Origin of the sequence: Vibrio sp. zbq_1 (assembly GCF_043102935.1) — a bacterium.
Taxonomy (GTDB): Bacteria; Pseudomonadota; Gammaproteobacteria; order Enterobacterales; family Vibrionaceae; genus Vibrio; species Vibrio parahaemolyticus.
Map to the genome: position 1 here is coordinate 73012 of NZ_JBICJH010000009.1, position 20626 is coordinate 93637.

General features: G+C 44.3%; 18 protein-coding genes and 1 riboswitch. Of the genes, 6 read left to right on the top strand and 12 right to left on the bottom strand.

Annotated elements, in window-relative coordinates:
* Positions 1 to 20: 20 nt before the first annotated feature.
* The 4 genes from ACF8CV_RS06460 to metA form a co-directional block, all read right to left on the bottom strand.
* Positions 21 to 2180, bottom strand: coding sequence for a GGDEF domain-containing phosphodiesterase (locus ACF8CV_RS06460; protein ID WP_208871013.1), 2160 nt, complete (start codon positions 2178 to 2180; stop codon positions 21 to 23).
* Positions 2180 to 3109 carry a phosphate/phosphite/phosphonate ABC transporter substrate-binding protein gene (locus ACF8CV_RS06465; RefSeq protein ID WP_021449133.1) on the bottom strand — a complete coding sequence of 310 codons (930 nt, stop codon included), beginning with the start codon at positions 3107 to 3109 and terminating at the stop codon, positions 2180 to 2182. The genes ACF8CV_RS06460 and ACF8CV_RS06465 overlap by 1 nt, the downstream gene beginning before the upstream one ends.
* Positions 3110 to 3439: 330 nt before the next feature.
* The gene (gene pilW / locus ACF8CV_RS06470; RefSeq protein WP_005477819.1) at positions 3440 to 4165 is read right to left on the bottom strand and encodes a type IV pilus biogenesis/stability protein PilW; all 726 of its coding nucleotides are present in this window, start codon (positions 4163 to 4165) and stop codon (positions 3440 to 3442) included.
* Between the two features lie 149 nt (positions 4166 to 4314).
* Positions 4315 to 5256, bottom strand: a complete 942-nt coding sequence (metA, locus tag ACF8CV_RS06475; protein ID WP_005464332.1) for a homoserine O-succinyltransferase — start codon at positions 5254 to 5256, stop codon at positions 4315 to 4317.
* A 377-nt stretch (positions 5257 to 5633) separates the two neighbouring features.
* On the opposite strand from metA, the gene ACF8CV_RS06480 reads away from it, so the two are divergent.
* Positions 5634 to 5993 (top strand): hypothetical protein, encoded by a 360-nt coding sequence (locus ACF8CV_RS06480; protein WP_005485673.1) that lies wholly within the window; start codon positions 5634 to 5636, stop codon positions 5991 to 5993.
* 112 nt (positions 5994 to 6105) lie between these two features.
* Here ACF8CV_RS06480 and ACF8CV_RS06485 read toward each other — a convergent pair whose 3' ends face one another.
* Complete coding sequence (locus tag ACF8CV_RS06485) at positions 6106 to 7533, bottom strand: APC family permease (RefSeq protein ID WP_138937502.1); 1428 nt, start codon at positions 7531 to 7533, stop codon at positions 6106 to 6108.
* 685 nt (positions 7534 to 8218) lie between these two features.
* Between ACF8CV_RS06485 and ACF8CV_RS06490 the strand changes: the two genes are divergently transcribed.
* Positions 8219 to 9178, top strand: coding sequence for an LpxL/LpxP family Kdo(2)-lipid IV(A) lauroyl/palmitoleoyl acyltransferase (locus tag ACF8CV_RS06490; protein ID WP_005500398.1), 960 nt, complete (start codon positions 8219 to 8221; stop codon positions 9176 to 9178).
* Positions 9179 to 9268: 90 nt separating this feature from the next.
* On the opposite strand, the gene ACF8CV_RS06495 is transcribed toward ACF8CV_RS06490, so the two are convergent.
* The gene (locus ACF8CV_RS06495; RefSeq protein ID WP_171055877.1) at positions 9269 to 10741 is read right to left on the bottom strand and encodes a carboxypeptidase M32; all 1473 of its coding nucleotides are present in this window, start codon (positions 10739 to 10741) and stop codon (positions 9269 to 9271) included.
* 221 nt (positions 10742 to 10962) lie between these two features.
* On the opposite strand from ACF8CV_RS06495, the gene ACF8CV_RS06500 reads away from it, so the two are divergent.
* Both ACF8CV_RS06500 and ACF8CV_RS06505 read left to right on the top strand, forming a co-directional pair.
* The gene (locus tag ACF8CV_RS06500; protein WP_021486433.1) at positions 10963 to 11598 is read left to right on the top strand and encodes a LysE family translocator; all 636 of its coding nucleotides are present in this window, start codon (positions 10963 to 10965) and stop codon (positions 11596 to 11598) included.
* Positions 11599 to 12165 (top strand): threonine transporter RhtB, encoded by a 567-nt coding sequence (locus ACF8CV_RS06505; RefSeq protein ID WP_138937504.1) that lies wholly within the window; start codon positions 11599 to 11601, stop codon positions 12163 to 12165.
* A gap of 108 nt (positions 12166 to 12273) precedes the next feature.
* On the opposite strand, the gene ACF8CV_RS06510 is transcribed toward ACF8CV_RS06505, so the two are convergent.
* Entirely contained in the window at positions 12274 to 13650 is a 1377-nt protein-coding gene (locus ACF8CV_RS06510) for a sodium:alanine symporter family protein (RefSeq protein ID WP_005464704.1), read from the bottom strand.
* Positions 13651 to 13767: 117 nt separating this feature from the next.
* Positions 13768 to 13869: riboswitch (glycine riboswitch) on the bottom strand.
* Positions 13870 to 14397: 528 nt separating this feature from the next.
* Here ACF8CV_RS06510 and ACF8CV_RS06515 point away from each other — a divergent pair.
* Together ACF8CV_RS06515 and ACF8CV_RS06520 are read left to right on the top strand one after the other, a co-directional pair.
* Positions 14398 to 14556, top strand: coding sequence for a hypothetical protein (locus ACF8CV_RS06515; protein WP_005477734.1), 159 nt, complete (start codon positions 14398 to 14400; stop codon positions 14554 to 14556).
* 31 nt (positions 14557 to 14587) lie between these two features.
* The gene (locus tag ACF8CV_RS06520) at positions 14588 to 15322 is read left to right on the top strand and encodes a hypothetical protein (RefSeq protein ID WP_005464478.1); all 735 of its coding nucleotides are present in this window, start codon (positions 14588 to 14590) and stop codon (positions 15320 to 15322) included.
* Between the two features lie 81 nt (positions 15323 to 15403).
* On the opposite strand, the gene ACF8CV_RS06525 is transcribed toward ACF8CV_RS06520, so the two are convergent.
* From ACF8CV_RS06525 to ACF8CV_RS06545, 5 genes are all read right to left on the bottom strand, one after another.
* Complete coding sequence (locus ACF8CV_RS06525) at positions 15404 to 15787, bottom strand: hypothetical protein (RefSeq protein WP_020840698.1); 384 nt, start codon at positions 15785 to 15787, stop codon at positions 15404 to 15406.
* Between the two features lie 101 nt (positions 15788 to 15888).
* A complete protein-coding gene (locus tag ACF8CV_RS06530) occupies positions 15889 to 16254 on the bottom strand; it encodes a VOC family protein (protein WP_138937505.1) in 366 nt (121 codons plus the stop codon).
* A 158-nt stretch (positions 16255 to 16412) separates the two neighbouring features.
* Entirely contained in the window at positions 16413 to 18362 is a 1950-nt protein-coding gene (locus ACF8CV_RS06535) for an LTA synthase family protein (RefSeq protein WP_138937506.1), read from the bottom strand.
* A 203-nt stretch (positions 18363 to 18565) separates the two neighbouring features.
* The gene (locus ACF8CV_RS06540) at positions 18566 to 19978 is read right to left on the bottom strand and encodes an ATP-binding protein (RefSeq protein WP_025499122.1); all 1413 of its coding nucleotides are present in this window, start codon (positions 19976 to 19978) and stop codon (positions 18566 to 18568) included.
* Positions 19968 to 20624, bottom strand: coding sequence for a response regulator (locus tag ACF8CV_RS06545; RefSeq protein WP_005464355.1), 657 nt, complete (start codon positions 20622 to 20624; stop codon positions 19968 to 19970). The genes ACF8CV_RS06540 and ACF8CV_RS06545 overlap by 11 nt, the downstream gene beginning before the upstream one ends.
* Between the last annotated feature and the right edge of the window lie 2 nt (positions 20625 to 20626).

A 20626-nucleotide genomic window follows, 5' to 3' on the forward strand; every position in this document is an offset into this window, starting at 1 on the left:
TGAGCTTTTCATGCCAGTTTTTAACCTACGATGGAAGAGGCATTGTGCTTCATCGCTTGGCAGGTATTTTCAAGTTCTAGGAGCTGCGCCGCTGGAACAGGCTTGCCTAAGAAAAAGCCTTGTGCCACATCGCAATTTAGACGCTCGATCAGCGCCAGTTGTGTTTGGGTTTCTATACCTTCTGCCACAACTTTCATTCCGAGGTTGTGAGCCATTGAAATGATGGCACGTACCAGAGAGTCATCTTTGTTGTCTTCCTGGGTTTGCGCGATAAATGAGCGATCGATTTTAAGCCCATCAAAGTTAACTTGTTGAAGATAGGACAGGGCAGAATAGCCAGTACCAAAATCATCTAACCAGACTTCAATACCAGTGGCTTGCAGTTTGCGCAAAACGAAGTGGGCTTTTTCTATGTCGTCCATCAAAAGTGACTCCGTCACTTCTACGTGAATGTCTTTGGCGGATACATTGTATTGCGATAAAAAGTGCTCAAATATGAGGCTAAGATCCTGACGGTAGATTTGTCGTGGGGACAAGTTCAACGCGATATGAAAATCATGGTCGAATGCTTCTGCCCATTCCGCTCTTTGCTTGATCGCGGTTTCGATCAAATGCTCACCAAGATCGAGAATCAAGTCGTTTTGTTCTGCAATCGGAATAAACTGTTCAGGGCCAATGTAACCTTTCTCGGGATGATTCCATCGCACTAAAGCTTCAACCCCAACCAACTGGTAGGTCTTAAGGTCAAATTTAGGTTGATACCAAAGCTCAAACTGAGATAAGTCGTGGATGGAGCGACTCAGTTCTCTTTCGATATAGAGTCGTTGTTTCACCGTCGCATCGAATGCGGGATCGTAAACGGACATAATGTCTTTGCCGCGACGTTTTGATTCTTGTGCGGCAAGGGATGAAAGTTGCAGCAACGAATCTGCGTTACAGCCAAACTCTGGATATACCGCAACACCAAGGCTGGTGGTTAAGCGGATATTGTGACTGTCGAGCCTCAATGGCGATAGCACTTGTCTATGAATTTGGTTGGCAATCTCGCGCGCTTCTAAGCTGTTGTTGCAAGGGAATACGACGACAAACTCATCCGCCCCAACGCGGCTTGCGAGTATCCATGGTCGATAATCTGGTTCGATATAAATTGGCAGTTCATTCCTTAATAACGCGGAAAGGTGCACCAGTAATTTGTCCCCAACATTGTGGCCGTAGTTATCGTTGATGTGCTTAAAATCATCCAAATCGACAAACATGACGGCAAGCGCTGGCGCTCTCTTAGTGCTGATTTGTTCTTGAAGATCAATCAGCAACTTTTCACGATTAGAAAGCGAAGTCAGAATGTCGTGATAGGCCATGAACTCAACACGGGTTGTGTAGGTGTTTACCTTGTTAGACATCTTGTTATAGGCAGTAATCAGCTCACCAATTTCATCTTTGCGTTGAATATCGGTAACTGGAAGTGCTTGGGTATCAAATTCCGAAAACTGTTCACTCAACTGTTTGATTGGTTTCACCAACGAGCGACCTACAGCGAACGCGAATAAGCTACCCATGAAGATAGAAATAATGCTGATTGCCAGCAGCAAAATAAACATGTTGTGTTTATCTTTAGACGTTATCGCTGCAACTTGTGCAATGTTTTGCTCTTTTTCTTCTAATAAATGGGCAAGGTTGAGCTCCAAATATACGGCTCCAAGCGTCACATCTGATTGGTGAATAGGCGCGGCAATTTCCAGTTGTTCTCTAGATAGAGCGACTTGGACACGCTCTTGTTCAATTGCCTTTAGAATAAAGTCTGAGCGGTAGTGGGGCTGAGCAAACATGGCAAGCTGAGGTGTACCATCGTGGAATACAAGTCCATCGTTATCTACAACATGGATTTTTGATACGTCCGGTTGGCTTAAGGTTGCCGTAATCTGTCCATAGACTTGGCTGATGTTATCGTTGTAAAGCGGATCAAACAGCTGCTTAGACAACAACTCCGCGTACACTAATCCTTTTTGTTTGACGTAGGATTCCGTTTTATCTTGAGAATTTTGCGTAATCTGCTGCGCGAGATTGTTTGAGTATGTGTCGTAGCCATGCATGTAAAGTACAAGGTTGACCACAACCACCAAAACAACGACGGAGATGGTCGCGAAAATGTATTTGGTTTCTAGCGAAAGTTTGTTCAGCATCAGTTTGCCTTTGGTAGCAAGTTAACAGACTTTCGAACCGTGTCGAGAGACGTTGCCATATCTGGCGTGAGTGCTGATATGCGCTTGGTATTTTGGAATACATCCAAGGCATGCAAACCTTCTGGTGAGGCATCCATTTTCAATAAAATCGATGTAATTTCATTTTTGGTCGATTGGCTCAAAGTAGGCGACGCTAAAACCAAATCACGCGGGATCTCCACCGAGTTATGGAAAATGGTCAGTTTTTCCTTCATGTTTTCTGGCAAATCTTTTGGGTTGTTCCAGTTGAAATTACTGAACGCCCCAGCGGCAACGCGCTGTTTATACACCCAAACGGATAGGTTGATTTCGTTGGATTGTTCTAAATGTTCATCCAAAAACAAATAGCCGATACGGCCTTTCGTTGGGTGATCATCTATAGAACGAAGGTATTCTAATTTTTCGCCTTGGTTGAGCAATGTAATGGCAGGTAAGTAAAAGCTGCTGGTGGAGTTACGACTCTCGAAAATGAGCGTTTTGCCGCGCAGATCGGCCAAGGAATGAATGCCACTGTCTTGATGGGTGAAAAATACAGAGTGGTATCTTTCAAGTCCCTTTTTCCACCTTACGGCGAGCACTTGGCTGTTAGATTCTCGTTCTAGGGTTACGGCGTTAAACGGTGTTGCTGTTGCAATTTGAACGCTGCCATTTTTGAGAGCAACTGCAAGTTGTCCATAGTTGTTGAAGACTTGTACCGACCCAGAGGTATAACCGAGGTGATTCAGTCTTCCGGATACATATTGAGCAAAGGGTGTCGCCTTTTTGATTTTACTTTTTGCTTTGTCGGATACGATACCTACGGTGAATACGAGGTCATTGACGGGTTGAGCGCTAGCAAGAAAGGGGGAGCTTAAAGAAGCAAGCAGTAAGAGTGTGCAGGCAGGTTTCATCCGGCGTCAACATCCTTGGGTATGTGTTCTTGAACGACAAGATTCATAATAAAAGCAAATTGCACTTCAACGAAGCGCACAATCATTCAGTAATTATTGAGTTAGAACTCAAAAAGTGACTCGGTCACGTATCTTTCAAATAGTACCGATTTTGAATGTTAAGTACAGGAGTAATGTCGCTCTTTCAGTGACTGAAACACAAGTGAAACAGGGGATTTGTCGGCGTTCTGAGAAACAAGGCTCACTTAACTTGAACGGTGTAAGTGAGCCTGAAAATAAAATGAGAGGTTAAGCAAAGACTTATGCTGTTTGGGTTGTCAGTGTGGCTAGTTATGACATGCGTTCTAACTGTTTTACGTATTTTTGCTCTAGCGCTTCATTACCTGCCGCACGTTCTAACTCGATCATAAGTTGCAGTGACGGTTTTTTCACACCGTACATTTGATTAAATCGCATCAGTCGAATTCTTGCATCGGTAAAGTTGCCACTTTCTATTTCGAGTTTAGCCAGTTGGAGAATCGATTTTGGGCGGTGTGGGTCGTGATCGATAGCTCGCGTAAAGTAGTATTTTGCTTTGTCTTTATCTTGTGATTTCAATGCGCAGAAAGCGGCGTTTTCGTAGCTTGCTGGGATGAGGTAGTAATAAGGTTGTTCAATTGCGCGGTTAAACATTTGGTCGGCTTGTTGGAAATCACCTCGTTTACATAGAAATGTTCCGTAGTTATTGAGCACGTTGCCGTTTTTGGTGTGTTGGCGTAAAGAGCGTTTGTACATGTCTTCTGCTTTCGCATCTTCACCAACGGTTTCGTAGTAGTGCGCCATAGAAAGCTGTGCGCGATAGTACTGTGGGGCGTGGCTCAAGGCTTGTTGCAAGTTGTCGTGCGCTCGGATCATATTGCCACCTTCGAGATAACCAAGCCCAAGAGCGATGCGAGATTCTGCCATAGCAACAGGATCGGCCTTCACGATAGGAGCGCCGTTTTCTTTTACGGTAACACAGCCTACGAGTGCAAACTGAGTCATCAACATTAGTGCACTGAGCGTTACGGTTTTCATTCTTCTTCCCCACATCCCTGAATCTGACAGCATGATATGAATTACGTAGCAAAAGCCCATTGAGGAAAAAGCACTATGCGATCAGGTTTGCAAACTGATATGAAAAAGCCGCCAGATGGCGGCTCGGTTCACAAACTTAATTCGTTGATTTAATCGTCTTTAGTGAAAGCATCTTCGCTGAAGTGATCCAGATCGTAAGGCGTTTGTTGGTATACGCAGTAGTTGAGCCAGTTCAAGAACAGCAAGTGTCCGTGGCTTCGCCAACTCGCTATGGGAGGGTTATCTGGGTTGTTGTTCGGGTAGTAATTGACCGGAATAGCTGGCTCCATCCCTTCACCCAAATCCCGAATGTACTCATTGTGAAGAGTGTGCGAGTCATACTCTGGATGGCCGGTAACAAACACGTTTCGCTTGTCTTTGGTCGTTGCCAGATATACGCCCGCCACATCGGATGTGGCGAGAATATCTAAGTCAGTATGTTCTTCTAAAAAGTGTGGCGAAAAATCGGCATAACGCGAATGGGGCGCTAAAAACGTATCATCAAACCCGCGCAAAATAGGGTGGAATGGATTATGAATTTGGTGATGATATACACCGGAAAGCTTTTCTTTACGCGTTTTTTTCGGCAAGTCATACAACAACTTTAAGCCAGCTTGCGCCGCCCAACACACATACAACGTCGAGGTAACATGGTCTTTTGCCCATTCCATGATGGTTTTTAAATGATCCCAATAGATCACATCTTCAAATTGCACCAGACCAAGTGGCGCACCAGTGATGATAAGACCGTCGAAATTCTTCCCTTTTACCATCTCAAACTGACGGTAAAACGTATCTAAATGCTCGGTTGGTGTGTTTTTGCTTGGTCGATTATCGATGCGCAGTAGCTCGACGTTTACTTGCAATGGACTGTTTGAAAGAAGGCGAAGAAACTGCGTTTCTGTTTCGATTTTCTTGGGCATCAAATTCAGAATCAGTACTCGCAAAGGACGTATTTCTTGACTCGCGGCACGAGTTTCGCTCATTACAAAGATGTTCTCTGTCCTTAGTACATCTGAAGCAGGTAGTTGATCTGGAATTCTAATTGGCACGACTTTCTCTCCCTAAGCTTAGTCAATCTAGACGTCTATACTTCTAAAGCTAACTTAAATTAAAATGGATGTCGATACGAAATGTGACTTTAGCCAAGGTTATTTCAAAACGCTGATAGCAGAAGATGGCGACACCTATTAGATAGTATGGGAAAGGCACAGCAAAGCAGCCAGCAATTGTGATTAAAACAGGGTTTCTGATGAGACGAGGTTGAAACGAGGTGACTATTATTTGATGCGCATTATGCGATCAAGTTAGTATACAAACGTGACTTGAATGTAACTTAGTCTCTAAATCGTGAGCCATACTAAAAACTATTCGCTCGCTCAACCCACGTTGTGTGCGGTATTTGGAGACATCGTCAGTGGAGGACATTATGTTCGGTATTTTTAAGAAAAAAACGAAAATTCAGAGCATTGCTCAAGAGGTTCCAAGCGTGTTGTTGCGTTCGTTTGGCGATAAAAACACTTACGTTCCCGATGAAATTGATCAGGCACTTCAAGAGCTTGGCTATGACAAACAAAAAGATCTAAATCATCATTATTACGCGTATGGCATGTTCGCAAGCGAATCATGTTACGAGCAACTAGGCCTAACCGATGAGCTTGGGAACTACGGCCATTTTCAGCGCGAAGTCGGCAAAATGCTTTTGAATACACCTGAGCCAATAGACATGCATATCTACTTCGAAATTTCTCAGCAATACCAAAAAGAAGGTAAACGAAATACCCACTAGAACGCGTGGGGTTGCAAGAATGCTTTGCATGACATTTAGACAAAATATGTAAAAATAAAAAGCCGCGACAGGTAACTGCCGCGGCTTTAATCTATTGCGTATTTCGGAAAAATTAGCTTGCTAAAGCTTCGATTAGTTGAGCTTGAGAGCGAACTTTTCGATTGCGATACATCACCGCCGCGATAGCTGGCAAACTGAATGCGATGAACCCCAATACGAGTGCATACGCGCCCGTTTCTGCGCTGATACCTGCTGGTACGTCGAACGACACCACGATAGTGATCATACAGCTAATTAATCCTAAACCTGCCACTAAGCTCATTCCCACTTTGCCGCCAGGGACACGAAATGGTCGTTCGATGTTTGCGTGTTTGCGTCGTGACACCAAAAAGCTAATAAAGATACACACGTACATCACCATGTATAACTGAGTCATTAAGATATTCAGCAGCCACATACCTTGGTTAACGTTTGGAACCAAAATAAACACTAAGGACAACACGCTAACGATAGCCCCTTGCAATAAGAGTAGGGAGACAGGTGCTTGGTTTTGATTTTCTTTCGCCAGTGCGAGTGGCATAAACTGGTCTTTCGCCGCCACATGCAGGCTCTTTGTCGGTGCAATAATCCAGTTGTTCAAGCTTGCTAGCGTGCCAAACACAATCGCCAAAGCTATCACAGGCAGCATGAACGAGAGGTTCAAATCATCAAAGAAGGTTTTGAACGCCAAGATCACACCTTCGCTTAAGCTGGCGTGATCGCTTGATACCACCGATGAAATTGACAGCGAGCAAGCTGTTAAAGAAACCAAAATCAGCGCCGTAGAAGCCAAGAGTGCTTTTGGATACGCCTTTTGTGGATTTTCTACTTCACTCGCATATGAGGTGGTAATTTCTAAACCAGTCAATGAAAGCACGACTGCGGTGAAACCTGCCCCAATTCCATCTTGAGAGAAATCGGGTAGCCAGTCAGAGACATGACTAAGGGAGATATGAGACTCACCCGGATTGGTATATGCCCAGTAACCACCCAAGCCAATGATCAGCAAAATTGGGAAAATGAGCCCTAGAGTGCCAAACACGTTTGTGATCATCGATGACAAACGTAAGCCGAATATATTTACTAACGTTAGCGCCCAAAAAATCACATTAATCATGATTAACATGAAAATATTATTCTGCGCCAGTTCTGGGAAAAATGGGTAGGCACCTGTAGCGACAATGAAAGAGATCAGAGGCGGGTAATAAACGATATTTTCCGCATATTGATACCAAACTGTCGCAAAGCCGAAGTTAGGTCCAATCGTTTCTTTTCCCCAAAGATAGACGCCACCCTGTTGAGGGTAAGTCGTGCTTAGCTCGGCACACACTAAAGCCGTGGGAACGAAAAAGCATAAACCAGCAAGTAAAAAGAAAGAGATGGCATGACTACCAAATAAGGCGGCACCCGGTATGTTTCTGATGCTATCAACGGATGTAACCGTAATCATGATCACAGAGAAAACACTGAGTTTAACAGCGGACTTGGCGATATTGCTCATTCGATACCTTTAATAAACGAGCCACGAGTTCATGGTTGGAAAACCCGCGTGCTACAAGTAAGACGTGCGTATTGTAGGGTTGTTATAAACGGCGGGTATATAGCGAAAAATGGTATGTATTTACCCAAAAATGAACCGAAAACTCAGTGATTTATTTGTAATCGATGTAAACGTTTGCGTTGGTGTGTTGGCGCGAAAAAAGTAAAAAGACACACAACAAACTGCCACAGGTTGACCTTCACCCAAGGGTAAGCGTTAAGTTAAAGGGAACGAAAATCGTTAAGGAGAAGTCAAATGGGATGTTGTAATCAAGCGCCAAAAGGTGGAACAGGCAAGCTATCATACTTAATGTTAGTTGTCGCTGGATTGTTTGCGGCTATTTTTCTGATCGCCGCTCTTTGGGGGTAATACGAAACCCAAGGTATTGTAAATACACGGTTATGTTTATCCAAACTTTATGAAAGGCGGGTGGATTCATTTCATCAGTAGATGGTAATGTCCGAGCTCGTCTTTGGTGTTTTTGCACGCCCAACATATTCTTGTAAAGTTCTTATTGTGTAGTGTGTCGAAGAACCATAGAATCCGCGCGCTTTAATTTATGTTATTAGCGTTATCAATGATAAAAGTGCTTTTTATTATCATTGTTTCTCCCACTTATAGATGCTCGCATCTGAACATTTCATACATGAATAAATACAAAAAGCCTGAATTTAAGGCTAAATTTCTTTTACCTCGTTATTGGGGTACGTTAATTCTCATCGGCGTGATGTACTCATTGAGCCTTCTTCCTTTTAATATTCAATTAGCGCTAGGACGCGGTATTGGCCGTTTAGCCATGCGAATAATGAAAAAGCGTCAAGTGACGATACGGCGCAATCTTGAGCTTTGTTTTCCTCACATGGGCGAATCTCAACGCGAGGCAATTTTAAAAGATAATATCGACAACTCCGGTATTGCACTCTTCGAAACAGCGATGGCATGGTTTTGGTCAGATAAAAGAGTCAGTAAGCACGTTACGATTAAAGGAATGGAGCATTTAGAAGCGTTAGAAAAGTCCGGTAAAGGTGCCTTAATGTTGGCCGTCCATTCAATGAACTTGGAATTAGGTGCTCGCGCATTTGGCATTCAAAAATCTGGGACGGGTGTCTATCGACCAAACAACAATCCGTGTTTCGACTATTTCCAATACAAAGGCCGTTCTCGTTCTAACCGTACGTTGATCGATCGTAAAAATGTCAAAGCCATGCTTGAAGCACTCAACTCTGGCGAGCGTGTTTGGTATGCGCCGGATCATGATTACGGAAACAGACGTTCGACGTTTGCTCCGTTGTTCGCGGTTAAAAATGCCTGTACAACAACGGGCACTAGCTTGCTAGTCGATAATACAAATTGCGCAATTGTCCCATTTACGATGGTCAGAGGCGAAGATGGGCATTATACGTTGACGATTGATGCGCCAGTGGATGGTTTTCCAAAAGACGACCCCGATAGTGCTGCGGCTTTCGTTAATAAAATTGTTGAAACATCTATTATGGCAAGCCCAAGCCAATACATGTGGCTCCACCGACGTTTTAAAACTAGGCCAGAAGGTGAAGACTGCTTGTATAAACCAAGACTTGTCCCTGCAATGGATATCAGTATTTAAAAAGAAAAATGCCCAAGGAGCTACGTTCCTTGGGCATTGACTTTCTTGAGTCTTAACTCGTGGGTCTTAACGTTATATTAAGTTCAGCAGTTATAGGTAACGACTTTTCAAGTGGGCTTGGAAGTGTTGAGCATTAAGCGTTTCTCCTGTTGCGTGTTTTACGAGCTCATCGGTCGTTAACAAGCTGCCTTTGCTCCAAATATTGTCTGATAGCCAAGTAAAGATAGGTGAAAGGTCACCACTTTGAATTACGCCATCAACGTCGATAGTCTTCTTCATCGCTGCCATAAATTGTGCCGCGTACATGGCTCCTAGTGTGTACGATGGGAAATAACCAAAAGAGCCGTCAGTCCAATGGATGTCTTGCATACAACCATTTTTGAAGTTGCCCTCTGTAGATAGACCCAGATACGCTTTCATTTTCTCGTTCCACAATTCAGGGACGTCAGTGTGTTTAATCACACCGTTCATGAGATCTCGTTCAATTTCGTAGCGAAGGATAACGTGCGCAGGGTAGGTCAGTTCATCTGCATCAACTCGGATGAAGCCTTTTTCTACTCGCGTGTATATCTTCACTAGATTGTCCTTCGCGAACTCGTTGCCAGAGAAATGATTTGAAGCCAAGCGAGCAAGATGATCGATAAAGGCGTTGTTGCGGCCAATTTGCATCTCGAAGAATAGAGATTGTGACTCATGAATGCCCATCGAGCGCGCTTCACCCGCTGGTGTGCCAGCCAATTCCTTAGGTAAGCCTTGTTCATAACGAGCGTGACCAGTTTCGTGCACGATTCCCATTAATGATTGCATAAACTCACTCTCATCGTAACGAGTTGTGATACGCACATCGGTAGGAACGCCGCCACAGAACGGGTGGACACTCTCATCGAGTCGACCATGCTCGAAATCGAACTGGAGCAGCTTCATCACTTGCAAGCCCAGTGCTTTTTGTTTTTCAGCAGGGTAATGGCCGTTAGGAAGCAGAATGTTATTTGATTTTTGCTTTTCAATTGCTTCGTCAATTAAAGAAGGCAACCATGTTTTGACGTCAGAAAACAGTGTATCTAAAGAAGCCGACGTCGTGCCTGGCTCGTAAACATTCAGCATCGCATCGTATGGCGTTGTGCCATTTGCGTCTGCACGAATTTGAGCCTCTTCTTGGGAAAGCTTTACAACTTCTGCCCAGTTCTTCTCAAAACCGGCCCAGTCATTATTAGCACGCTGTGTGCGCCACGCGTGCTCACACTTCGAACCGGCAAGAGAACTTGCTTGAACTAATGATTCTGGAAGAAGGTTTGCAAGCTGCCATTCGCGTTTCATTTCACGTAACATGGCTCGCTCTTGCGTGGCGAGGGTTTCTTCTTCTGCTTGCGCAAATAGATCCTCAAGATGCGGCTGAGTCATGAGCGAGTGGATGTGTACTTCAAGTTCAGCCATTGCGTTGGAGCGTGCTTCAGCACCGCCTGAAGGCATCACAGCAGCTTGATCCCAGCCTACAATTTCTAATAAATGGCCAAAGTTGGCGACTTTTTTTGAATGTTCGACGAGTTTTGTAAATGAATTCATTGTGACTACTCTTATTTTTGTTCTTTCCCTAAACACCTGAAAAGGGTCCTTCACATCAAGTCGCGCTAAGCAACTGAAGTTAATTTACTAATAATTAACATTTAATGACGTCTCATTGTCCACAAATTCATCCGGTTGTATAGCGCTCTTAAAAAAGAAGCTTGCGAATCGAGTTGATTGTCGGTATTGATGACACATTACCCATTAATTATCACAACAATATGGACATACTAAATTTTGAAGCGTTTCTTATCGCTATCACGATTTTAACGCTGACGCCGGGGCTGGATACCGCATTGGTTCTTCGTAATACAAGTCGTTCGGGCGTAAAAGATGGGTGTACAACAAGTTTAGGCATTTGTTTTGGCTTGTTTGTACATGCGTTTTTCTCTGCCGTGGGCATTTCTGCCATCCTTGCACAATCTGCTGAGCTATTCCAAATCGTTAAAATGATTGGAGCCGCGTACCTCATTTGGCTTGGTATCAGCAGTTTGAAAGCGTTAATGGCTTCAGACGGAGGCATTACTGTCGCTGAACAAATTCAGCAGGTATACAGTGGAAAACGTTCGTTTAGAGAGGGCTTTCTCTCAAATGTACTAAACCCAAAAACGGCAGTGTTTTACTTGGCATTTTTACCGCAATTCGTTAATCCGGAAGGCTCACCATTGTTGCAATCTATGACGATGGCCGCTATCCATTTTGTTATCGCAATGGTTTGGCAATGTGGCTTGGCAGGGGCTTTAAACTCAGCAAAGAACTTGCTCAAAAATGCCAGCTTTATGAAATGGATGGAAGGAGTAACAGGTGCTGTGCTTGTTGCGCTAGGAATTAAGTTACTGATTGAAGAACCACTTTAAATGCGCAATTTATACCGACTTGCTTTAATGCTGACGCTGTTTTTGTTGGGGTTTGCGAGTGCTGTTGCTTGGATGACATTACCACAAATCAAGTTTTCACCTCGGGGGATGGAGTGGGGGTGGCACTGGGCGCACTTTGAGCCGTTTTCTAATGGTATCCAAAAGGCGCGAACGTACGACACCAAACAGCTCTTGTTAAGACGAGTTTACCTTGACGATGCGATCGTCGTTTTTGTATCTACGACGTTAGACAACAAGTTTGAAATCGATGTTGTGCAGGAGAAAACTTGCAAACCGAACACCACAACTTGGGCATCCGTATCAGTGAATCGCCAGCGAATGGCGCATGTGCCAATGGTGTGTGATAGCGTCGGACAGAGTTATTTTTACCGTTACATAGGTAAGCATTTAGATTCGCTAGAATTTGGCGTTGATGAGTCTTTCATTACGGAAGATTTTGCCCATTGGCCAATCGCGGATATTAAAGTTGATCAGTTCAAACAGCAAAACGCTAAGTTTTTTGAGCAGCGTGGAGAGAAGGTTGAACATCAGTGGTTACGTGATTAACGCTGTCATCTGAATCTAGATAAAAATAAAGCCCGCTAAACATGAGCGGGCTTTGTGTTTTAAGGTTTCTAACTCGTTTAAGTGCAGGCTTAACGGTTCTTTGTAGAGCTATGCTTTTACCGCATCAAGATCATCAGATTGAACTGAAGGGTTAAAGAACAATTTAGTTTCTGCCAGTACAACATGACGAAGCGCAATCAAACCAATAAGGTTAGGGATCGCCATCAAGCCATTTACGATATCTGCCAGAATCCAAATCATGTCTAGATGCAGGAACGCGCCTGAAGCCACTAGAGCAAGGAAGATAATCTTGTAAGGCAGAACCGCTTTTGTGCCCATTAGGAACACCACACAACGCTCACCGTAGTAGTTCCAACCAAGGATCGTTGTAAACGCAAAGAACATCAGACCGATAGACACCAGCATTGGGCCAAATGTTTCTGCGTTGAGACCAACAGCAAAGGCATGTGTTGTCATCGCGGCACCTGACAAGTCACTTTGCCAAGCGCCAGTTAGGATCAGGGCTAGACCTGTCATGGTACAAATGATGATGGTATCGAAGAAGGTACCTGTCATCGAAATCAAACCTTGTTTAACACAAGAGTCTGTTTTCGCTGCTGCTGCGGCCATTGGCGCGCTACCCAAACCCGATTCGTTGGAGAATACACCACGCGCAATACCAGATTGGATTGCCAACATGATGCTAGCACCTAGGAAACCGCCCGTTGCTGCGGTAGACGTGAAAGCAGATACCAACACAAGTTCAACAGCATTTAGTAGTTGATCTGCGTTCATGATGATCACGCTAAGACACGCCAACACATAAAACAGCGCCATTGCTGGAACCACTTTACCTGCGACACTTGCGATAGATTTGATGCCACCTAGAGTTACAAATGCAACCAAAAGCGTCAGGATGAAAGCTGCAAGCTCACGGTTTACACCTAGAGAGATTTCACTTGCATCAAGAATCGCATTTACTTGCGGGAACGTACCGATACCAAAACAAGCAACCCCAAGTGAGAATACCGCAAACATGATGGCTAGTGCTTTAGAGCCAACACCATATTGTAGGTAGTACATTGGGCCACCAATCATTTGGCCATTGTCGTCAACGCGTCGGTATTTAACAGCAAGCAGACACTCAGCGTATTTCGTCGCCATTCCGAATAGGGCTGCAAGCCACATCCAGAATAGGGCGCCAGGGCCACCAAGTTTGATTGCGGTTGCAACGCCGACAATGTTACCAGTACCGATAGTTGCAGAAAGTGCAGTACAAAGTGCTGCGAAGCTAGAAACGTCACCCTGTTTATCAGATGACTTATCTTTACTGAATACCATCGCTAACGCGGTTGGTAGGTGTTTAAACTGGATCAAGCCTAGGCTAAAAGTGAAGTAAACACCGGTTCCCACAAGCAAAATAAGCAGTGGTGGACCCCAGACAAAGTTATCAATGGTTTGTAGTAAAGATTGTAGGTCGTTCATGATTTCCCCTTAATAAAACAACTAATAAGGAGAAGAGGGAAAGGACGAGATCAAGGATCTCTAATAGAACTAAGCTATTTAAAGAAGGCGGGAACGCCAAATAGTTAGGTTGTAACTTTCCACTCCTCTGTCCTTTTGCCTGAGAGTTTCACCCCGCACACATGTGCAGGACTTGCTCCTTCGGCGACCGATTTAACGGTTCTCTCCAGAGGTTCCTCCAACTACAGTCCCCGCTACCAAGGTAGCACCTGAAATAGTTAATTCTTCGGCGAGTTAATCTAACCAAATGTTAAAGTTTGGTTAATAACCACTCTCCTGCAGTCTTCATCGGAACATTTACTCAATCAAATGAGTAAAGGTTAGTTAATGATGCTGGTCACCATTAACGTGTGAACTCTATCATGTTTCTTGACCATTTCAACACCCTTGGACGATTTATTTTCAACACATTTTTGAACAAAAGGTATTTTTATGACGTACTGGATAGAGGTTTGTTGAGTAGAGTAGGGAACTGATATTATTTCTATCGGCAATATTCGCATTTCTCAACATAATTGTTGGTAATGCATCGCCAGTGAGCCTTAGGTAAGTTATTCAATTAAGAGCACAAAATTGATCCAATCTAGCGCACGCGAATGAAAATCTACGCTAAGTTGACCTTGCGTAACGTAGAAATGAGTTACAATAAACTTTTGTGAAACTGTCTCAGGAGTTAGTCAGTTTTACGCGATTGGACAAGGAGGCTGTATGACCAGATTGTTAGCCATTGCGGTATTGATAGTTGTAGCGTTTGTGCTATTCCGTTATCGAACCAATGAAAAAGTCCAAAAAGCGACCGTCATAACATTGATTGGCGCATTCCTGATTTATACCGCATCCATTGTGATTGCGGAACTGATTCGCTAGCAAGATAGAAGAGTCCTTGGAGTAATATACGGTGACTTCTCAAAAAAATATTGAAGAACAAGATGAAGTGGTTGTCATTGAGGAACGTGACAAACGCACACACATATATATCGCAATTGCAGCGGTACTAGGCTTGGCATTTGGGGGCTTGGCTGGCTCCGTTTTGACGGCGAATAAATGGGAATCTACTTACCAAGTTTTAGAAGATAAATATCAAGCGCTTGCGCAAGATAAAACCGCGTTAGTTTCTCAAGTTAAAACTCGTGAAGAATCGCTAGACAAAGAAATCCAAGAGAAAGTGGATGCACTGCTCGCAGAAAAGGACGCCGCACATCAGAAAGCGCTGAAAAAATTACAAGCTCAGCTTACCGAGGTCGAGAAGGTTAACTTGTCGTTGGAATCTCAAGTGAAGCAACAGAATGACAAGTTGAGCTCGAGTAAGACAGAGAATGAAAAGCTTACTCGCCAAGCGGATATGCAAGCAACCATGTTTGAACGCTCTCGTGAAGTGTTCCAGAAAGAACTCAAAATCTCGCAAGATCTAGAAGCGTTAGAGAAAGAGCGAGAGAAGCTATTGCCGAAAATCGACAAGCTGAAGAAAGAGTGTGATGTGTTCTTAGAAGGGAAGTCGTGGGATGTAAAATCCGATGCTTGCGATAAGCACGATGAAGCAAATTCTCGACTTAGCCAAATTGATCAACTAATTGAAGTCTACAAAATGGATCTCAAACAGATCAAAGAAATCACATCGGATATGGGTTTGTAAGCTTAAAAATACACTCGATTGTTCATACAAAAAGGAGCTCACTGAGCTCCTTTCCTTTTACCTATGTTAAGCTAAAACTCGTTAGATACGAGAGGCATCATAACCTGATGCAAGCAAAAGTTCTCGTTCATACCTAATGAGTTGAGCGCGATCTTCAATTAATTCGTTCAAAGCTTGAGATGGCTTTCCTGCGAGAGTTTTGAAAGCAGCAAACGTTTCCGCACTGTCGATCTCATCAATCATACTGCTAATGACATTGCGCGCTTCACACGGATTGTTATTTGTAGTGAAGTATTCTACTTGTTTAGCTGCAGCTTTCATTTCTGTTAATAGCTCAAGCGGGCTTGTGTCTTTTGCTACCGCCATGTAGTTGTCTAACACGCGCTTTGCATAAAGCAGTTCTTTTAGTGGGATATCACGTCCACTTTCAATTAGGGATTCGCTAAGGATCATACTTGAGCTCATGGGCATTCCTTTAGTTATATACAACGCAGCTTATAAGTGTCCCCTGAGTCTAATTTATTGAAGTCTAGTTGGGAATGGTAAAAAGCATTTTTAACGCATTTTTATTCAATAATGAACACGCGAATGCGATGCTTATCAGGATCGGTCGCTACAAAATTTAACCCATACATCGAGGTCATTGGTGGCTGAATAAAGTCTACGCCCATCTCTTTCCACTTGTTGTAAACCAGCTCCAGTTGATGTCCGTCTGCTACAGACAACGATAATTCGGCTCCTCCACCTTTCACCATGCTGACTGGAGTGAGCGCGTCACTTTGTTTGAGCGTAAGTTTGACGCTATGGGAAAGTGGCATAGAAGCAAATGTAGGAGATAAAAGCGTGACCTCGCAATCAAACAGTCTCGAGTAAAATGTTTGGCTCACGTGAATGTTTTCTACATAGAGAACGAATGAATTGATAGTCAGCATGTTTTATTCCTCAACTTTGTTAAATAGATGAGGCTGAATTTACCGAAAGAGCATGACAGGTGCTGTCAGTAGTGAATTTTCACGTTAAAAATCTAGTCGCTCTAAAACAAAGCAAAGGAGCCATTTGGCTCCTTTTTTCCTAACTGAATCAACGAGTACTAGTTAGCACGTTTCGAAGAGTACCAGTTGTTTTGATACGCTTTAGATGCAAACAGCGCGTTTGCTTTTGCGCGGTCAATAACGGATTCATCGACCTTTAGCGGTTTCATCGTTTGGCTTTCAAAGTCGTATTCCATGGTCGACACTTTTTCGCCAGGAGAAAGTACAACTAAGTTATCTCGGGTTAAGTAACCGAAGTTTTTGTCGTACTGCATCATTGCGCGTTCATCTTCGCGAGCCAGTGGCTTAGTTAAGTCACGGCCAATCATCGGTGTTTTTGCGTCCACACCAATAAGAGACAGCAGCGTTGGCGGCATATCAATGTTGTTGGCGATGCGGTCATCTTTACGTGGTTGAATGTCTTTACCAATGATCAAAGCAGGGATGTGGAAGTGCTTAACAGGAACAAGGTTTGCACCAAATACACGAGCATCGTGGTCCGCAATTACGATGAAAATCGTGTCATCCCAGTATGATGATTTTTTCGCTTTGTCGAAGAACGTACCCAAAGCGTAATCTGAGTATTTCACCGCGTTGTTTCGCGTCATGTGCTCAGAATCGTATTGTTCGATTTTACCTTCTGGGTACTCATAAGGACTGTGGTTGCTTGATGTGAACACAAGGCTGAAGAAAGGTTTGTCGCCTTTTGAAAGGCGCTCAAACTCTTCATCTGCTTTATTGTAAAGATCTTCGTCACTGACTCCCCAAGAGCCAACAAAACCTGGGTTCGTATAGTTTTTCTCTTCAACAATTTGGTCGAAGCCATTGCCGAAGAAGAAGGTCTTCATGTTATCGAAGTTTGCTTCACCGCCGTAAATGAACTGTGTGTGGTAGCCTTGTTCTTTCAGCAAATCAGCAATAGTAAAGAAACCCGTTTGGCTCTTACTCAGTTTAACAACCGCGCGAGAAGGCGATGGCGGGAAGCCAGTTGTTACCGCTTCGATACCACGAACTGAACGAGTGCCCGTTGCGTACATTTGTGTAAACTGCCAGCCTTCTTGCATCAGTTCATCAAGGTTTGGTGTAAGAGGCAGACCACCCAAAGAGCCCACAAACTGTGCGCCCAAGCTCTCTTGTAACAAGATAACCAAGTTTTTACGCTTGCCTTGGTACGTCGCTGGGTTGCTGTTCATGGTTGGTAGCAATGTAGGATCAAAGTTGACCTTCGTTGATGAAGCGCGAACGAGATCCAACATTTTTTGATTGTCCATCTTGCCGTAGAACTGCTCTGCGCTCTTTTCTGACTTCATATTGTTGACAGCAAATAGCAATGAGTAAGACGAATTCAGTGCTAAGTCGTTAAGCAGTGGATCGTTCGAAAACGCCACCATAGCAGGGTTGAGCGGACGGTGACCCAAAGACGAACGAGCGCCTGCAACACAAAGAAGCACAACGAAAATCGCCAAAAGAGGGCGCCATTTCCAATTGATTTGTTGCGCGCTATCGGTCAGTTTTTTGCTCCATTTCCAGCCTAAAACTAGCGTCAAAGCGGTGCCGATCGCACCAATAAACAGTTCTAGTTTGTAGCCAGTCCAAAGCATGCTCATCACTTCTTTCGGGTAGATGAGGTATTCAACAAACAGGCGGTTCGGACGCAGGTCATATTCTTGAATGAATGGCGCCGTTGCCAATTCCATGTACACAAGAATCCATAGCCCTGCGACCATCCAAAGGCGCAATACCCATTTCCAGCATTCTCCGACCTTGCCTTTTAGTGGCATGAAAGAAGAAAGCAGAGCAGGGAGGATGAACAACCAGCATAACGTTGCGATATCAACACGCACGCCTTGGCCTAGGATGTAAAGGAAGTCGTTGAAGGATTCAATACGATCAAACTGCCAAAAGGCGAGTAAAATGCGTGATATGGACAAAAATGCAAGTGAAAACAAAGAAAAAACAGCGAGAGGCTGCAATGGCCCAAACATGGGTCTCTTAGACGAACTTTTCATATTTATTTTGTGATGGACTTAGTCGTGATGTTGTGTCGTTTCTAGCAAAGCGAGCGTGAAATAAACGTGAATTATAATGAAAATCTATGGACTGAATTGTAAGTATTCGTATGTCTATGTAAGAGTGGGGGGCGTCTCATACTTGGTGCGAAACAAGGCGATAGAAGTGTGCTCCATATCGCCTTTTTAGTCGTCTTTTTTCGCTAGTACTTTGGGAATGCGACGACAAACGTGTTCTTGCCATTTTCTCTCGGAATCAGCTCTATTGTTGCGCTGTGTAGCGTGGCGATGTCTTTGCAAATAGACATGCCCAACCCTGCACCATCGCCTTTTTCTGAGTGACCTCGGTAGAATTGTTCAAAGATCCTTTCTCGCGTTTCTTGTGGAATCTCCGGGCCAGTGTCGGAAATCAAGATTTTGATCGCATTTCTATTTTCTTGCACACTAACTTGGATTTCGCTGTGTGCGCCTGAATAGCGAATGGCGTTGTCTACAAGGTTACGGAACAATACCTCTAACAACATTTTGTCGCCAGAAAGTGCGACTTCCGCTGGTGAGAGGCTGATGTCTTGATCTTGTCTTAAAGCAAGTGGCGCTAAATCGGCGACGACGGTTTGCAGCAATGGCGTTAGTTCGACGTTGTCAAAGACACGTTCAGATAAACTGTCTACTTTAGCAAGCGTAAGCAGTTGGTGGATGAGACGGTCGGTTCTTTCAATGCCTTGAAGGATGTTGTGTAAGTCTCCGCGTAGCTGCTCTGGGTCATTACTTTCAAGAGCGTTTTCTACGTTTAGGCGCAGGATTGTCAGCGGCGTTTTGAGCTCGTGTGCGGCGGCTCGCGTAAAGCGCTTCTCTCTCTGCCACGCTTGTTCAAGTTCAGAAAGCAATGAATTGAGTGCTTCCACCAACGGAGCAAGCTCGGTTGTGTTGTCGGTAACATGAATGCGGTCTAAGCGGTGCACGTTTCGTTGCGTGATAGCCGTGCGTAGATCGTTAATCGGTCTGAAATACCTGTCTATCAGCCAGAACAGCAACAGCAGCAAAGTCGGCAATAGTAGTAACTGTTCGATGGACGTCGACAGAGCGATTTCGTGGATGATCTCTTTCCGTATCTTTTGCTTTTCAGCAACGACCACGTATTCGTTCTCATGCTCAGTCTGTGGTAATGAGAGTTGGAAAGTGCGCCACTGCAAGCCGTCTTTGGTAATGTCGGCGTAGCCGTTGTTGTCAAAAGAAGAAGAAAGAGAGCGCAGATTCGGAGTGGAACTCCAGATCAACTTGTTGTCACGGTAGAATTGAAAAACGAGATTCTGCTCGTAGGGGTGACCAAACTTGGTGGCTTTGTCTTCGTCGCTCTTTGCCAAAGAATCAATGTTCTTCATCCACTGGTCGAATAGCTCTCTGTGGTTGGCGAGCGTGTCCGTTTCGGTTGAAATGGACAGCGTCAGCAGCATCAGCTTAGCGGATTGCCCAAGCCTAGCGTCATAAACTTCTTCGACTTCGTGTTTGGCTGACTGAAAGCTGAAGTACAAAGAAATAAGCAAAAGCGCGCTGACTAACAAGCCAACCGAGAGCGTCAGTTGGCGTTTAATGGAGTAAGGTTTTTTATTTTTCAAGAATGTACCCCACACCACGAATGTTCTTGATGGCGACGTTGGGGGCTTTTTTACGCAGGTTATGAATGTGAACTTCTATCGCGTTGTCGCTTGAACCTTCATCCCAGCCATGTAGTGATTGTTGCAATTGCTCCTTACTTTGCACGCGTCCGGCGTTCGTCATCAAGCTGGTGAGGATTTTAAATTCATTGCGTGTGAGTTTAAGCGGCGCGTCATCGTAGCGAATGCTTTGTTCCGATAGGGATAAAGATAACTGCCCAACTTGAATGATTTCTTCTGCACTGCCGGATTGACGGCGAATCAACACACGCAAGCGAGCGAGCAACTCTTCGAGTGCAAACGGTTTTCCGAGGTAATCATCTGCGCCGCCATCAAGGCCTTGAACGCGATCGCGAATGTCGTCTCGTGCGGTAAGTATCATCACTGGGAGCTTAAATCCGCCTTTGCGAATATTACGCAGAACTTCCAATCCATCGATATCGGGGAGAGTGAGATCCAAAATCACGGCAGTGAACGCTTCTGTTTTGAGTGCGCTAGTCACGCCAGACCCTTTTTCCACCCAATCCACGGTGTACCCATGGCGACTTAATGAAGTCACCATGGATTGACCGAGTAGTTTGTCATCTTCTACGAGTAATAAGCGCATAG